Annotated in this window: 15 protein-coding genes; 8 read left to right on the forward strand and 7 right to left on the reverse strand. The window is 62.1% G+C overall.

The window, feature by feature from the left end; genetic code table 11:
* Positions 1–2,886: DNA-directed RNA polymerase subunit beta' (locus ACOVQ0_RS09480; RefSeq protein WP_421883435.1), on the forward strand; the 2,886-nt coding region annotated here is incomplete at its 5' end.
* 193 nt (positions 2,887–3,079) lie between these two features.
* Positions 3,080–4,882: a methyl-accepting chemotaxis protein gene (locus ACOVQ0_RS09485; protein WP_421883438.1), complete on the forward strand. Its 1,803-nt coding sequence runs from the start codon at positions 3,080–3,082 to the stop codon at positions 4,880–4,882.
* 325 nt (positions 4,883–5,207) lie between these two features.
* Here ACOVQ0_RS09485 and glpX read toward each other — a convergent pair whose 3' ends face one another.
* Entirely contained in the window at positions 5,208–6,215 is a 1,008-nt protein-coding gene (gene glpX, locus ACOVQ0_RS09490) for a class II fructose-bisphosphatase (protein ID WP_421883440.1), read from the reverse strand.
* A 304-nt stretch (positions 6,216–6,519) separates the two neighbouring features.
* Here glpX and ACOVQ0_RS09495 point away from each other — a divergent pair, with 304 nt between their 5' ends.
* Entirely contained in the window at positions 6,520–6,891 is a 372-nt protein-coding gene (locus ACOVQ0_RS09495) for a hypothetical protein (RefSeq protein WP_421883442.1), read from the forward strand.
* 15 nt (positions 6,892–6,906) lie between these two features.
* On the opposite strand, the gene ACOVQ0_RS09500 is transcribed toward ACOVQ0_RS09495, so the two are convergent.
* Both ACOVQ0_RS09500 and ACOVQ0_RS09505 read right to left on the reverse strand, forming a co-directional pair.
* Complete coding sequence (locus ACOVQ0_RS09500) at positions 6,907–8,214, reverse strand: homoserine dehydrogenase (protein ID WP_421883444.1); 1,308 nt, start codon at positions 8,212–8,214, stop codon at positions 6,907–6,909.
* A gap of 103 nt (positions 8,215–8,317) precedes the next feature.
* Positions 8,318–9,211 (reverse strand): hypothetical protein, encoded by an 894-nt coding sequence (locus ACOVQ0_RS09505; RefSeq protein ID WP_421883446.1) that lies wholly within the window; start codon positions 9,209–9,211, stop codon positions 8,318–8,320.
* Between the two features lie 347 nt (positions 9,212–9,558).
* Here ACOVQ0_RS09505 and ACOVQ0_RS09510 point away from each other — a divergent pair, with 347 nt between their 5' ends.
* The 4 genes from ACOVQ0_RS09510 to ACOVQ0_RS09525 all read left to right on the forward strand — a co-directional run bounded on the left by ACOVQ0_RS09510 (position 9,559) and on the right by ACOVQ0_RS09525 (position 12,198).
* Positions 9,559–10,221 carry an energy transducer TonB gene (locus tag ACOVQ0_RS09510; protein ID WP_168851007.1) on the forward strand — a complete coding sequence of 221 codons (663 nt, stop codon included), beginning with the start codon at positions 9,559–9,561 and terminating at the stop codon, positions 10,219–10,221.
* Between the two features lie 89 nt (positions 10,222–10,310).
* Complete coding sequence (locus ACOVQ0_RS09515; protein WP_421883448.1) at positions 10,311–11,060, forward strand: MotA/TolQ/ExbB proton channel family protein; 750 nt, start codon at positions 10,311–10,313, stop codon at positions 11,058–11,060.
* A gap of 124 nt (positions 11,061–11,184) precedes the next feature.
* Entirely contained in the window at positions 11,185–11,715 is a 531-nt protein-coding gene (locus ACOVQ0_RS09520; RefSeq protein WP_421883452.1) for an ExbD/TolR family protein, read from the forward strand.
* A gap of 42 nt (positions 11,716–11,757) precedes the next feature.
* Positions 11,758–12,198: an ExbD/TolR family protein gene (locus ACOVQ0_RS09525; protein ID WP_421883454.1), complete on the forward strand. Its 441-nt coding sequence runs from the start codon at positions 11,758–11,760 to the stop codon at positions 12,196–12,198.
* A gap of 69 nt (positions 12,199–12,267) precedes the next feature.
* On the opposite strand, the gene ACOVQ0_RS09530 is transcribed toward ACOVQ0_RS09525, so the two are convergent.
* The 4 genes from ACOVQ0_RS09530 to ACOVQ0_RS09545 are packed head-to-tail and all read right to left on the reverse strand — an operon-like array spanning position 12,268 to position 14,081.
* Positions 12,268–12,786, reverse strand: a complete 519-nt coding sequence (locus ACOVQ0_RS09530) for an AAA family ATPase (protein WP_421883458.1) — start codon at positions 12,784–12,786, stop codon at positions 12,268–12,270.
* A complete protein-coding gene (gene pnuC / locus ACOVQ0_RS09535) occupies positions 12,780–13,379 on the reverse strand; it encodes a nicotinamide riboside transporter PnuC (protein ID WP_421883462.1) in 600 nt (199 codons plus the stop codon). The genes ACOVQ0_RS09530 and pnuC overlap by 7 nt, the downstream gene beginning before the upstream one ends.
* A 46-nt stretch (positions 13,380–13,425) precedes the next feature.
* Positions 13,426–13,773: an arsenate reductase gene (locus tag ACOVQ0_RS09540; RefSeq protein WP_421883465.1), complete on the reverse strand. Its 348-nt coding sequence runs from the start codon at positions 13,771–13,773 to the stop codon at positions 13,426–13,428.
* Complete coding sequence (locus tag ACOVQ0_RS09545) at positions 13,770–14,081, reverse strand: antibiotic biosynthesis monooxygenase family protein (protein WP_421883468.1); 312 nt, start codon at positions 14,079–14,081, stop codon at positions 13,770–13,772. The genes ACOVQ0_RS09540 and ACOVQ0_RS09545 overlap by 4 nt, the downstream gene beginning before the upstream one ends.
* Before the next feature lie 73 nt (positions 14,082–14,154).
* Here ACOVQ0_RS09545 and ACOVQ0_RS09550 point away from each other — a divergent pair.
* Positions 14,155–14,526 (forward strand): chorismate synthase (locus ACOVQ0_RS09550; protein ID WP_421883471.1); only part of this gene is annotated, 372 nt, incomplete at its 3' end.

The raw sequence follows: 14,526 nt of genomic DNA on the forward strand, positions 1-14,526 counted from the left end.
GAAGCGCGCGTGCTGATGATGTCGACCAACAACATCCTCTCGCCCGCCAACGGCAAGCCGATCATCGTGCCTTCGCAGGACATGGTTCTGGGGATCTACTACCTCTCGATGGAGCGGCAGGAGAAGCACCCCGAATACATCGAGGAAGCCGACGGCACCAAGATCGAGAAGCTGCCGCGCTTTTCGGACATGGCCGAAGTGCATCAGGCGCTGGAAACCAAGGCGGTCACGCTCCACACCCGCATCATCGCCCGCGTCCCGCAGGCCGACGAAAGCGGCAAGGTGGAGATGAAGCGCTTTGTCACCACGCCGGGCCGCATGCTGATCGGCGAGTGTCTGCCGAAGAACCACAAGGTTCCCTTCGACATCATCAACCGCCTGCTCACCAAGCGTGAAATCGGCGACGTGATCGACCAAGTGTACCGTCACACCGGCCAGAAGGACACCGTGCTGTTCGCCGACGCCATCATGGCGCTGGGCTTCCGTCACGCGTTCAAGGCCGGCATCAGCTTCGGCAAGGATGACATGATCATCCCCGACGCCAAGGTGAAGCTGGTGGACGAGACCAAGGAACTGGTGGCCGGTTACGAGCAGCAGTACCAGGACGGTCTGATCACCCAGCAGGAAAAGTACAACAAGGTGATCGACGCCTGGAGCCGCTGCGGTGATCAGGTGGCGAACGCCATGATGGAAGAGCTGAAATCTTCGCCGGTTGATGAAGCGACCGGCCGTCAGAAGCCGATCAACGCGATCTACATGATGTCGCACTCGGGCGCTCGTGGCTCCCCGGCGCAGATGAAGCAGCTGGCGGGTATGCGCGGTCTTATGGCCAAGCCTTCGGGCGAGATCATCGAAACGCCGATCATCTCGAATTTCAAGGAAGGTCTGACCGTTCTTGAATACTTCAACTCGACCCACGGCGCTCGTAAGGGCCTCGCGGACACCGCGCTCAAGACTGCGAACTCGGGTTACCTGACCCGTCGTCTGGTCGACGTGTCGCAGGACTGCGTTGTGATCGAGGAAGACTGCGGCACCGAACGCGCGCTGGAAATGCGCTCGATCGTGCAGGGCGGTGCTACCATCGCATCGCTGGGCGAACGCATCCTTGGCCGCACGCTGGCCGAAGACATGATCGAAGCCCGCAGCGGCGAAGTGATCGCATCGAAGGGCGACCTGCTCGACGAACCGGCTATTGCCCGGATCGAAGCCGCCGGTTTCCAGTCGGCGCGCATCCGTTCGCCACTGGTCTGCGAGGCCACGCAGGGCGTTTGCGGTAAGTGCTATGGTCGCGATCTTGCGCGCGGTACGCCGGTCAACATCGGTGAAGCTGTCGGCGTTATCGCCGCGCAGTCGATCGGTGAGCCGGGCACGCAGCTTACCATGCGTACCTTCCACATCGGTGGTGCGGCACAGGTGAACGAGCAGTCGCATCTCGAAGCGATCAGCGATGGCACCGTGGTCTATCGCGACATTCCGACGATCACCGACAAGCGGGGCCGTCGTCTGTCGCTGGCTCGCAACGGTGAAATCGTTGTGGTCGATACCGAGGGCCGTGAGCGCGCGATCCACCGCGTGCCTTACGGTACGCACCTGCTGCACGAAAACGGTGCGATCATCTCGCAGGGCGATCGCCTGGCCGAATGGGACCCGTTCACTACGCCAGTGATCACCGAAAAGCCGGGTATCGTGCGCTATCAGGATCTTGTCGACGGCAAGACCCTGACCGAGCAGACCGACGAAGCCACCGGCATGTCGAGCCGCGTTGTCACCGAAAACCGCGCTGCTGGCCGGGGCAAGAAGGAGGACCTGCGTCCTCGCCTGACCCTGCTGGACGACGATTCGGGTGAAGCCGCGCGCTATCTGATGGCGCCGGGCACGACGCTTTCGGTCGAGGACGGCCAGAAGGTGGAAGCGGGTGACATTCTTGCCCGTGCTTCGCGCGAAGCCGCCAAGACCCGCGACATCACTGGCGGTCTGCCGCGCGTTGCCGAACTGTTCGAAGCCCGCAAGCCGAAGGACAATTCGATCATCGCCAAGATCGCAGGGCGCATCGAATTCGTGCGTGACTACAAGGCCAAGCGTAAGATCGCGATCATCCCGGAAGAGGGTGAACCGGTCGAGTATCTGGTGCCGAAGAGCCGCGTGATCGACGTGCAGGAAGGCGACTACGTCAAGAAGGGCGACAACCTGATCTCGGGCTCGCCTGATCCGCACGACATTCTGGAAGTGATGGGCGTCGAGGCTCTGGCCGAATACCTCGTCGCGGAAATCCAGGAAGTCTATCGCTTGCAGGGCGTGAAGATCAACGACAAGCACATCGAGGTGATCGTTCGCCAGATGCTGCAGAAGGTCGAGATCACCAACGGTGGCGACACCACCCTGCTTCCGGGCGAACAGGTGGATCTGGAAGAGATGCTGGAAACCAACGGCAAGCTTGAAGAGGGCCAGGTGCCCGCCGAAGGCAAGCCGGTGCTTCTGGGCATCACCAAGGCCTCGCTGCAGACGCGCTCGTTCATCTCTGCGGCGTCGTTCCAGGAAACCACCCGCGTGCTGACGCAGGCGGCGGTCGAAGGAAAGCGCGACAGCCTGATCGGTCTGAAGGAAAACGTGATCGTGGGCCGTCTCATCCCCGCCGGTACCGGCGCGGGCATGAACCGTCTGCGTGTCGCTGCCTCGTCGCGCGATGCGGCGCTGCGCGCTTCGTATCGCAAGCTTCAGGAATCGCTGATCGCGCCTGCGACAGCAGCTGAAGAACATGCGGCTGAACTGGCGCAGGGACCGGAAGCAGCCATCGGTGACGATCCGCTGGCAGTGGTCGAGGGTGAAACCCACGGCAGCGATGCTGATGCGGGTGATTACCTGATCAAGGGTGAAGACGAGGCCTGATCCTCGCTTCCCTATGGCAACGAAAAGGCCCCGTCGGAGCGATCCGGCGGGGCCTTTTCGTTCGATCTGTCCGTTTCGAAGGATTTATCGAATGTTTATCACACGCTAGGTTTTCCAAACCCTTCCCGGCATTTTTGAAATTTACCTTGTTCGCGAATGGTAGCGCCTCAATCATTTTCGAGGATGCCCTAACATGATCAGGGATCGCACAGCGTCTGGTGCAAGACTGGTTGTAGGCCTTATCATTGTCTCCATCGCGCTGGTCGCGGTGACGATCGGGTACATCCGCTTTGGCGGCCCGCTGCATCGCCAGAACCTGCTGCAGGACGAACTGCTGGCCGATATCCTGCCGCCGCCCGCATTCGTGGTGGAGCCATATCTTCATACCACCTGGGCAATCGCTGATCCTGCCCACGCGATTGAGGCTGCCAAGGCGCTGGCTGATGAACGCGCCTTGTTCGAGCAGCGCAGAGCCTATTGGGCTACAGCGGCGGTCCCAGATGAACTGCGCGCGGAAGTGGCCTCGACGATTGGAACGGCCGATGCTTTCTGGAGCGCTGTGGATCGTAGCTTCCTCCCTGCGATGAAAGCAGGTGACGTTCCAACGATGCAGCGCGTTCATGCTGCCGAACTGACGCCCGCCTATCGTAAACAGCATGATGCCGTGACGCATCTCGTTGCGTCATCCGGCAAGTATCGCGAAAGTTTGATGAGCTTTGCGTCGATACTCGTGGCCTGCCTGCTTGCGCTTTTTGCGCTGCTTGCCCTGCTCATTCTTGCGATGGTCCACGGCGCGGCACGCATGATCCGCAATTCGGTGGTCCAGCCATTGGTAGAGACCGCGACGGTTATGGAGAAGATGGCCGACGGCGAATACGCGGTATCTGCGCCGGGCAGCGAAAGGCAGGACGAAATCGGAATGATGGCGCGCGCGATAGCCGTGTTCAAAGAGAACGGCATGGCACGTCAAAAAGCGCAGGATGAGCAGCAGGCGGTGGTGGCTGCGCTGTCTGCGGGCCTTGACTGCATGGCGCACCAGAATCTCGAATACCGCATCGAGCAGGCCTTCCCCCACGGCTATGAGGAACTGCGCAACAACTACAACACGGCTGTCGATTCGCTGGCTTCCGCTATGCGCACCGTCCGCGTAGGTGCGGCCAGCGTGCTTGGCTCGATCTCCGAAATCAGCATTGCGGCCGATGATCTGGCGATGCGCAATGAACAGCAGGCGTCCAGTCTGGCGCAGACGGCAGGCGCCATGAACACCGTGACCGGCAGTGTGCGTGAAACGGCCACCGGTGCGCAGGGCGTGCAGGATGCCATTGCTGCCGCGCATGGGCAGGCCAACGCCGGTGGGCAGGTCGTGCAGCAGGCGGTTGCGGCGATGGCCCAGATCGAAGCATCCGCGCAGCAGATCAGCCAGATCATCACGGTGATCGATGGCATCGCCTTCCAGACCAATCTGCTGGCGCTCAATGCCGGTGTCGAGGCCGCGCGTGCGGGCGAATCGGGCAAAGGATTTGCGGTGGTCGCCACAGAGGTCCGTGCCTTGGCGCAACGCTCTGCCGAGGCGGCGCAGAATATCAAATCGCTGATCGAAAACAGCACCGCACAAGTCGAAGAGGGCGTCCGTCTGGTGGGGGCGACGGGTGAACGCCTGACGGGCATCGTCGATCAGATCGCTGCGGTGGACGGGCTGGTTGCAGGCATTGCCCAAGCGGCGTTCAGTCAGGCGGCAAGTCTCGAACAGGTCAACGTCGCTGTTGCCGCAATGGATCAGATGACGCAGGCCAATGCCGCGATGGTGGAGGAATCCTCCGCCGCGACCCGCAGCCTGTCGAGCGAGGCTCAGGCGCTTACCGAACTCGTATCGCGCTTCCGCACGCGCGATGTGGACAAACGCCCCGGAAAAGTCAGCAATCCCACCAATCTGAGACGGCAATCGGCGACCGAGATTGTGCGGCAGATCCCTGCGATAGCGCGCTACGGAACCTGACATGAAAAAGCCCGGCTGCCGTATGGCTGCCGGGCTTCTCTCTAGGCCGTAAACTCATAAATGGCACCATCGAGGTTTGAGGCAAAACGGCCATGTGCAAGGAAGGAGGGCGCGGGAATATGTCGATATTTTAAGCCCGACTGACGCGGCAGATGGCCGTTTTGGTCAAATCCCGAAGGGACGTCAGAATGGCTTCCATCTCGAACCGAAACGCCCTTGCAGGGGCAGCCAGCCCCTGCCGCGTGCCTTTCGGCCCGATATGTTCGCCATTCTGACGCCTCGATGGTGCCATTTATGAGTTTACGGCCTAATGCTGGTATTAAGGTCAGCGGCCCTTGCGGTGCTCGCCCTTCACCCAGCGCACGGTGCCGGACGAAGCGCGCATCACCACGCTTTCGGTAGTCATCACACCGTTCTTGTGGATCTTCACACCCGAAAGCAGCGAACCATCGGTGACGCCGGTCGCGGCGAAGATGCAGTCACCCTTGGCCAGTTCCTTAAGGTCGTACTGCTTGTTGAGGTCTTCGATGCCCCACTTGCGGGCGCGGGCCTTCTCGTCCTCGTTACGGAACAGCAGGCGGCCCTTGAACTGCCCACCAACGCAGCGCAGGGCTGCTGCGGCCAGCACGCCTTCGGGCGCGCCGCCGGTGCCCATGTACATGTCGATGCCGGTGTCTTCGTCGGTCACCGCGATCACGCCCGCCACATCGCCATCGGGAATCAGGCTGATGCCGCAGCCGATGCTGCGCAGTTCCGCGATCAGATCCGAATGGCGCGGACGGTCCAGCACGCAGACGATAATGTCACCCGGCTCCACACCCTTGGCCGCAGCAACGGCCTTGACGTTCTCGCTGGGCGACTTGTCGAGATCGATGATGCCTTCGGGATAGCCGGGGCCGACGGCCAGCTTGTCCATATAAACGTCTGGCGCGTTGAGCAGGCCACCTTCTTCAGCCACGGCCAGCACGGCCAGTGCGTTCGGCCCGGCCTTCGCGGTGATCGTGGTGCCTTCCAGCGGATCGAGCGCGATATCGATCTTCGGCCCGGTGCCGGGCGCAGCGCCGACCTTCTCACCGATATAGAGCATAGGGGCTTCGTCACGCTCACCTTCCCCGATCACGACGGTGCCATCCATCCACAGCTCGTTGAAGGCGGCGCGCATGGCTTCGACGGCGGCGGCATCGGCAGCCTTTTCGTCGCCCCTGCCGATCAGTCGCGATGCACCGATGGCAGCCGCTTCGGTCACGCGGACCATTTCGAGCACGAGAACGCGGTCCAGAACCTGCGAGGCGAGGACCTGGGAAGCGGCGGGGGTGGTGGTCTGGTCGGTCACGGGTGCTCCAGCTTGGTCAGGTTGTGGCGAATAAAGGCAACAAGTCTTGATCGGTTCAGCCACTGTGCAGCATCGCACCGGCACGACCGGCTCGACGGGACGCAATGACTGTGCAAACGTATGCACAAACATCAGGCGATCACGCGATTGGCATTGCGTGACACAGATGACATTGGTGTGACCCGGCACTAGACGCGAGGGAAGGGTCTTGTCGAGACGGACAGTAGCAGTTCTGGCCAGCCTTGCGCTTCTTTTTGGGGCTGAGGTAGCGTTTGCGCAAACGAGTGCCCCCAATCCCGGTGCCGTGCAGGGACCGGCTGCGCCCGGCGCGCCGCCGTCCGACGCTGAACTGGCGCGCAATCTGCTTTCGACCTCGCAGACGCAGCGCTGCCGCCCGATGCAGCGATCCGACGGGACGATCGTGGTCTGTGGTGGCAAGGAGGCGAGCGACCGCGAGCGCGTGCCGCTGCGGGACGAGACAGATGGCGCGAAATCGACCGATACGGGCGTGCCGCGCGCGCCCAATGTTTCGGGCCTGCGCGATTGCAGCCGGGGCTGCATCGGCGTGGGTGGCGTGCCGCCGCCGATGTACTATTTCGATATCAAGGCGCTGCCCGCTCCGCCGCCGGGATCGGACGCGGATCGTATTGCCAAGGGTGAGATCCCGGCACGCTGAGGCGCCGGGATATCGTCATTCGCCCAGAATGTGCATCACCAGCGGCGGTTCGGCCAGCGCGGGTGATCCATCAAGCAGGCGCAGCGCTTCGGCAATGGCGCTTTCCGGGCCTTCGTGCGTGACCATCGCCACCATGACCTGCGCATTGTCCGAATTGCCCTTCTGGATCAGGCTTTCGATCGAAACCCCCGCATCGCGCATCGCGGCAGTGATTTCCGCCAGAACGCCGGGGCGATCGGCCACGTTGAACCGGATATAGGCCTTGCCGGTGCGGTGCCCCACGTCCGCCGGTGCCGCCTTCTGCAGTTCGGCCACGGGGATTGAGAACGGCGCGCCGATATCGCCGCGCGCAATGTCGATTAGGTCGGCAACCACAGCGCTTGCCGTAGGCCCATCGCCCGCACCAGCGCCCTGAAACAGCAGGCGACCCACGAAGTTACCTTCGGCCACCACCGCGTTGGTCGCTCCGTCAACATGCGCCAAGGGATGATCGCGATGGACAAGGTGCGGGTGTACCCGCTGGAACAGGCGGATATTGCCCCCGGCGTCAATCTCGGTTTCGGCCATGCCGATCAGGCGGATGTAATAGCCCAGCGCGTCAGCCTGCGCGATGTCAGCGGCCAGAACGCGGCGAATGCCCGTGGCGGCCACCGGTTTGAAATCCACCGCCGTGCCGAATGCGATCGACGACAGGATCGACAACTTGTGCGCCGCGTCGATGCCATCGATGTCGAACGTGGGATCGGCTTCGGCATAACCCTTGGCCTGCGCCTCAGCCAGCACGTCGGCAAAGTCGCGGCCCGTGTCTTCCATCGTCGAGAGGATATAATTGCAGGTGCCGTTCAGGATGCCATAGACGCGCGCAATCTCGTTCGCGGCCACGCCTTCTTTCAGGCCCTTGATCACCGGAATGCCGCCCGCAACCGCAGCTTCGAACTTCAGCGCCACCTTGGCTGCTTCGGCCTTGGTTGCAAGCTCCACGCCGTGATGCGCAATCATCGCCTTGTTCGCGGTGACCAGCGCCTTGCCAGCTTCGAACGTGGTGCGGGCCAATGCCAACGCCGGACCATCGGCTCCGCCGACCAGTTCCACCACCACGTCAACATCCGGTCGCTCGCCCAGGATGACCATATCGTCTTCCCAGGCGTAGCGTGAAACGTCGAAGCCGCGATCCTTCTGGCGGTTGCGTGCGCTCACAGTGGTAATCACGATCGGTCGGCCTGCGCGCCGTGCAATAAGGTCGGCGTTGGCCTCGATCAGCCGGATTACCCCGCCGCCGACCGTACCAAGACCGGCCAGCGCGATGCGCAAAGGTTCGCTCATGTTATTCCCGTTCGCTGGAAACCTGCAGAATCTGCGCGGCGGGCCTTAGGGGACGCAGGGCTGCGGGGCAACAGCGCTATTGGCTTGCGACAAGATGCAGCAATCAATCCACCACGGCGGGACGGGTTCGCGTGCATTCGCCCAGTTGCTCCACCACATAGGCATAGTCTGCCGCAGCAGCCCGCACCTGATCGGCGCTGCCCGAAAGGCTGGCCCCTGCTGGCATGGAGCGCGGCAGGAAGCAGGCAAGGCGATACCATGTCAGCGTATCACGTTCGGGCGTACGGGCCGCCTGATCGACGATTTCGGAAAGGCTCACGCCCCACGCCTTGGCCATTCCGGGGCGGCGCACCACCGTAAGCGATACGGGCGCATTGTTCTGCGTTTGCAAGAAGACCTGCGTTTCGCCTTCGCCCACAAGATTGCCCGGAACGTAAAGCACCTCGCGCACGCCCTTTATGCGGGGTGGAGCTTCGGGCGAAAGCAGTTCGGTCAGTATACCCCGCGTCCGCATCTCGTCAGCACCGGACCATGCGATCTGCGCAGCGCCATCCACAAGGCGCAATTCGCCGGGGCGTCCCGCCACGGTTCGCGCGAACACAAGCATGATCTGCTTTTTCAGCTTCGGCAGCTTGCCTTTGGCATCCAGCGGCACATCTGCAAGATAGCGCACCGTTTCGCCCATCGCCGGGCCGCTCAGAACGGTTTGCGTCTTCGCTTCTATCAGAACGCGCGCCGTGCCGGCGGGAAGGCCCGGCGCCTGTTCCGGCTTCAGGCGGCTGACCTTCCTGATCTGCGCGCGCAGCACCACTTCGGATGCGTCAGCCAGGCTTGCGAGATCGGCATAGGTCAATGCAGCGTTTGCAACGGTGATGTCACCGCTTGCATCGCCGCGAATCAGGGCCTGCGTGGGTTGTGCAGCGGCTGGAACGAATCCAGACCATGCCGCAACGGTGATAGCGGCGACCATGATCGGACGGACAGCAAACCTAGGCATTATCGTATCTCCGGCGGCGCGAACCCTTGCAGCCGCCCCTTTGTTTCTCGCCAATTTCAGCCAGTGCAACCCTGAATCGTTGGTTAACCGATAAAGCATTTGCGCGGCTATGCCTTCGCCGTTAAAGATGCGCCCGTTCGGGCAATCCAAAAACAAGCAGCCCGACGCTTGCCGCCGCCAAACCCCCTGGTTTGATGTCGGCGGACCGGGTTGCCGGCAGGGTGGATTGAAATTTGCTGGATTGGCCTGCGGGCAGGACGGTGATCCTGTGCGTCGGCACCACCTTGGTCAGGGCCGTATTGCGCGTGCTCCAGGCCCGGGTGGGCGATCAGGAGTATTGGAGCTGAATGGCATACGCTGACCAACAGATGAGCGGTAACAAGATCACCGCGCTCATCATCGTTGCGATTCTTCATGTCGCCGTCGGCTACGCGCTTGTCACAGGGCTCGCGTACGAGGCGATCAAGAAGGTCAAAGAGGTGACCTCGGCGGTCAACATCGAGGAAGAGAAGCCGCCGGAAGAACCGCCGCCGCCTCCTCCTCCGAAGGAGAATACGCCGCCCCCGCCGATCGTCGCGCCTCCGCCGCCGATCAGCTTTAACGCGCCAGCGCCGCAGGTGCAGACGGTTAATGAAGCGCCCCCGATTCCGGCCCCGCCGGCACCGGTTGCTCTTCCCGCGCCGCCCGCAGCTCCGCCGCCCCCGCGTTTCACGCCGAAGGCTGCCGTACCAAAGGGCAACCCCGGCAACTGGGCGACGTCGAACGATTACCCCTCGCGTGCGCTTCGCGAAGAGCGTGAAGGCACCACGGGTTTCCGTGTCACTGTCGGCACCGATGGCAAGGTTACGGACTGTCAGGTTACCCGCTCGTCGGGCAGCCCTGATCTGGACGAAGCCGCCTGTTCCAACATCCGTCGTCGCGCACGCTTCACGCCTGCGACCGATGGTGAAGGGAACCCGGCCACCGGTTCGTACTCCAACTCGATCCGCTGGGTTATCCCGAAGGATTGATACGACGGCAATCGTCTCACCGAATGGCACGAAGGCTCGTTTGAACGGCTTTCACGCACTTTGATTTGATTTGAAGAGGAAGACTCGCAATGTCCATCTACACTCTGGCCGCTGCCGCCGCCGGCGCTGCGCCGCAGAACAAGTTCGGTTTCGCCGAAGCTCTCGAGCAGGGCGGTTTCATCGCCTATGCTACCGTCGTGATCCTGGGCATCATGTCGTTCGGGTCGTTCTTCATCCTGTTCACCAAGTTCTTCGAACAGAACAAGATCCTCGGCCAGTACAAGACCATCCGCACCACCTTCTGGAAGGCTCCTTCGCTGAAGGAAGGCGCTGCAAAGCTCGACAAGAACTCGGCATGGCGCCAGCTCGTCGACGACGGCATCGCTGCTGAAGAACAGCACGCCAAGATGACCGACGCTCTTGAAGCGCACGATTGGCTGCACGGTTCGCTCGCCCGTTCGGAAGCTGCTGTGAACTCGAAGCTCGCTGGCGGTCTGCCCTTCCTCGCAACCGTGGGCGCAACCTCGCCGTTCATCGGTCTGTTCGGTACCGTGGTCGGCATCTACCGCGCTCTGATCAACATCGGTCTTGCCGGTTCGGCTTCGATCGACAAGGTCGCAGGCCCGGTCGGTGAAGCTCTGATCATGACCGCGCTCGGTCTGCTCGTGGCTGTGCCTGCCGTTCTTGCCTACAACTGGCTCCAGGCTCGCAACAAGAAGATCGCAGAACTGCTGTCGGGCTTCTCGACTGACGTTCTCGCGAACATCAACTCGAAGGGCGCTGTGAAGCCCGCCACCCCGGCGGCTCCGGCAACCCCGGCCGCTCCGGTCAAGAAGTAAGCATGAAATCGGGTCGGCGGCTGACCGTCGGCCCCTTTCCGGAAACGCGGGACTTCTGCCGGAGTCCGTCCCCTCGGGGAACCTCCGGCACCTTCCGCGGCTCAGAACGGACAGGATGTAACTCATGGCAATGTCTGTAGGCGGCGGGGGCGGTCAAGAACGCCCGATGTCCGACATCAACACCACGCCGCTCGTGGACGTGATGCTGGTGCTGCTGATCATCTTCCTCATCGCGGTGCCGGTCGCGATCCAGACCGTCGAAAAGCTCAAGGTGCCCGTCCTTCCCAGCGAAGAATCGCAGGACAAGGTCGAAAACCTGATGCTGACGGTGGTCGCTACCGACGCGGCAGGTCGCAGCCCGAAGGAGCCTGGTTATGAAGGCTCCACGCGCAATGGCCAGTGCCGCGTATATTTCAACAATACGGCCCCGGTCGACAATCAGGAACTGTACCAGAAAGCTTTCGATCGCCTTGACAGCATCGTGAAGCGCGAAGGTGGTGCCGAAAACATCGACCCGGAAAAGATCCCCGAAGTGCATATCCGTGGCGACGTGAACGTGCCGTGGAAGTGCATCGCGGGTGCCATCTACAACGTCCAGTCGGCCGGTTATCCGAAGGTCGGCTTCATCTCGACCCCGGTCGATCCGAACGGCTAAGCCGCTTCCGACCGCGCCAGAGAGCGAACAGGAGTACCTACGATGGCAATGAGCGCCGGCAAAGATGATGGCCAGCCGATGATGGAAATGAACACGACGCCGTTGATCGACGTCATGCTCGTTCTCCTCATCATGTTCATCATCACCATCCCCGTGGCCACCCACGCGGTGAACATCGACCTTCCGCAGCCGTCTCCGCCCACGCCTAACCAGCAGGTGGATCCGATCAAGAACAAGCTGGTGCTGACCAATGCGGGTCAGATCCTCTGGAACGGCGTGCCCACCACGACCGGCCAGCTGGTTTCGCTGCTGCAGGCCACCAAGGCGATGACCCCCGAGCCGGAACTTCAGTTCCAGCCCGAGGAATACGCCAGCTACGAGATCGCGAACCAGATGATGAAGATCATCACGGATTCGAAGGTCACGAAGTTCGGCTTCGTCGGTAACGAGAACTTCGCCACCTTCCAGAAGGCTGGCCAGTAAGTCTCTCGCTGCAAGGCTTGCAGAACGAAAAGGGGAGCGGAGCAATCCGCTCCCCTTTTTCGTGGGCGATCAGCGCTCTGATGAAATCGCGTCTTTGACGGCAGAAACAATCCTGGCCTCACGCTCGGTCCAGGAGCCACCCACGCGCTCCCATCTAACGCCTGCGCGTGTCAGAATGGCTTCCGAGAGTGCCGCAAACCGCGCGCGTTCTGCGCTTTCCCCAAAGAAGCGCGTGCCATCCGCCACCCACGGCACATCGGGTTGGAACAGCAGGTAGAAATCCGCCTTGGGATAGGCGAGCAACCTGTCCGGCACCTCGCCAAACAGCATCTGCGCCCAGGCCGCTGTCATCAGCGGATCGGTGTCCAGCAGCAGAACTTCAGGCCGCGCCTGCGCTGCCGCTTCGGTGGCAGCAGCATGTCCGGCGGCGATGGCCAGCAGGTCATCCATCGACAGATCGGTGCCGTGCTCTTCGCAATAGGTGCGTCCGTATTCGGGGACGCAGGGCCATCCGAAGCGTTCGTGCAGCCGTTCCCCCATCACCGATTTTCCGGTGCTCTCCGCTCCGTGGAAGCAGACCGTCAACATGCGCGCGCCGCCTTGATCCACTGCTTCAGGCCCAGCGCCGACATGACGAGAAACACCGCATAAAGCGCCGCAAGCAGCGGCAGTCCGCGCGAAAGATAAAGGCCGACGGCCACGACATCGATCGCGACCCACAAAATCCAGTTCTCGACCCGCCGTAGCGAAAGCAGGATCTGCGCCGCAATGCTGGCCCCCGCCACGGCGGAATCCGCAAAGGGCAGCGCGGCGTCGGTAAAGCGGTGCAACAACCAGCCAAGCGAGACGCTCAGCGCCGCCGTTACCGCAGCCCAGATTGCTCGTTCCGGGCGCGTCAACCAGCCCACCGGCACGGTGCTCTCATCGGCATCCTTGGCCTGTTTCCACAGCCACCATCCCCACAGGTTCGCGCCAAAGAAGAACGCCTGCAGCCCTGTCTCGGCATAAAGGCGCGCCTCATAGAGCACGATCGCGGTGCAGGTGACCGACCCCAGCGCAAACGGGAAATTCCACACCGATCGCCGCACCAATAGCGCGATGTTGGCCAGCCCCAGCAGGCTTGCGGCAAGTTCAATCGGGTTCACGGCAGCAAGGGTGTGGCGCGTGTTTCTGAAGTGCACCTAGATGCACCTAGCAGCACCAAGACGACGCCAAACCGCCGCAGCATCACGCCAATGCGCCTTCCCACTCGCTCAGCTTGAAGCCCACCAGCAGCCCGCCGGGATGCTCGACGATGGGGCGCTTGATGACGGACGAATGCTCCGAAAGCACTTCGGGCGCGCTCGCTCCTGTCAGCGCGTCCTTCTGCGCATCGTCCAGCTTGCGGTACGTCGTCCCCGCCTTGTTGACCACTTTGTCCAAGCCGGCCGCCGCAATCCATTCCGCGATGCGCGCCGGATCAGCGCCCTGTTTCTTGTAATCGTGAAACGTGTAGGCAATTCCGTGTGAATCCAGCCAGTTGCGCGCCTTCTTCACCGTGTCGCAATTGGGAATGCCGTAAACCGTGATGCTCATGTCTCGTCCCGATTGAAGTGATGCACCCGTGTTGGCGTTCCCGCGAACAGGGTGTAGCTTTCGTAATATTCGGCGCGGCCTTTGCCTTGGATTTCAGCATGTTCGGCCACTTTGCGCCACGCGAGGGCGGCGGCCTCGTCGGCCCATTCGGACAGGGCGATCACTTCGCCATCGTCTGCCGAATAGGATTTGAAGCCGAGATAGCCGGGTTGTTCCGCCGCCAGTTGCGCCATCGCATCGGCATCGCGGGCGTATGCGGCAGCGTCGATATCGACGCGTTTGCGGTTGCGGAAGACAACGAGGTACATGTGGCTGCGATAGCGCGGTGAAGCCAACGCGCAAAGGTGGACTTTTTCGCTGCATTCCTACAAAGCGCGCCTCATGAGCCTGAACAGCTTCGGTCACCTTTTCCGTTTCACCACCTGGGGCGAAAGCCACGGGCCGGCGCTTGGCGCGGTGGTTGATGGCTGCCCTCCCGGCCTTGCGATCAACGAGGCGGATATTCAGCCTTTCCTTGATGCGCGCCGCCCCGGCCAATCGCGCTTTACCACGCAGCGGCAGGAGCCGGATCAGGTCCGCATCCTTTCAGGCGTGTTCGAAGGCCAAGATGGCATACAGCGCACGACCGGCACGCCGATCAGCCTGATGATCGAGAATGTGGACCAGCGGTCAAAGGACTATGGCGATGTCGCCAAGGCCTATCGCCCAGGCCATGCCGACTATGCCTATGACGCGAAGTATGGCTTCCGCGAT

Source organism: Novosphingobium sp. (genome assembly GCF_049240505.1).
GTDB lineage: Bacteria > Pseudomonadota > Alphaproteobacteria > Sphingomonadales > Sphingomonadaceae > Novosphingobium.

What these genes read in the sequence shown, in the direction of transcription:
- ACOVQ0_RS09530 (WP_421883458.1), bottom strand. Translation starts at nt 12,786, where the DNA reads ATGTTGACGGTCTGCTTCCACGGAGCGGAGAGCACCGGAAAATCGGTG.
- ACOVQ0_RS09500 (WP_421883444.1), bottom strand. Translation starts at nt 8,214, where the DNA reads ATGAGCGAACCTTTGCGCATCGCGCTGGCCGGTCTTGGTACGGTCGGC.
- ACOVQ0_RS09545 (WP_421883468.1), bottom strand. Translation starts at nt 14,081, where the DNA reads ATGTACCTCGTTGTCTTCCGCAACCGCAAACGCGTCGATATCGACGCT.
- ACOVQ0_RS09540 (WP_421883465.1), bottom strand. Translation starts at nt 13,773, where the DNA reads ATGAGCATCACGGTTTACGGCATTCCCAATTGCGACACGGTGAAGAAG.
- ACOVQ0_RS09525 (WP_421883454.1), top strand. Translation starts at nt 11,758, where the DNA reads ATGGCAATGAGCGCCGGCAAAGATGATGGCCAGCCGATGATGGAAATG.
- ACOVQ0_RS09485 (WP_421883438.1), top strand. Translation starts at nt 3,080, where the DNA reads ATGATCAGGGATCGCACAGCGTCTGGTGCAAGACTGGTTGTAGGCCTT.
- ACOVQ0_RS09505 (WP_421883446.1), bottom strand. Translation starts at nt 9,211, where the DNA reads ATGCCTAGGTTTGCTGTCCGTCCGATCATGGTCGCCGCTATCACCGTT.
- ACOVQ0_RS09520 (WP_421883452.1), top strand. Translation starts at nt 11,185, where the DNA reads ATGGCAATGTCTGTAGGCGGCGGGGGCGGTCAAGAACGCCCGATGTCC.
- ACOVQ0_RS09515 (WP_421883448.1), top strand. Translation starts at nt 10,311, where the DNA reads ATGTCCATCTACACTCTGGCCGCTGCCGCCGCCGGCGCTGCGCCGCAG.
- ACOVQ0_RS09510 (WP_168851007.1), top strand. Translation starts at nt 9,559, where the DNA reads ATGGCATACGCTGACCAACAGATGAGCGGTAACAAGATCACCGCGCTC.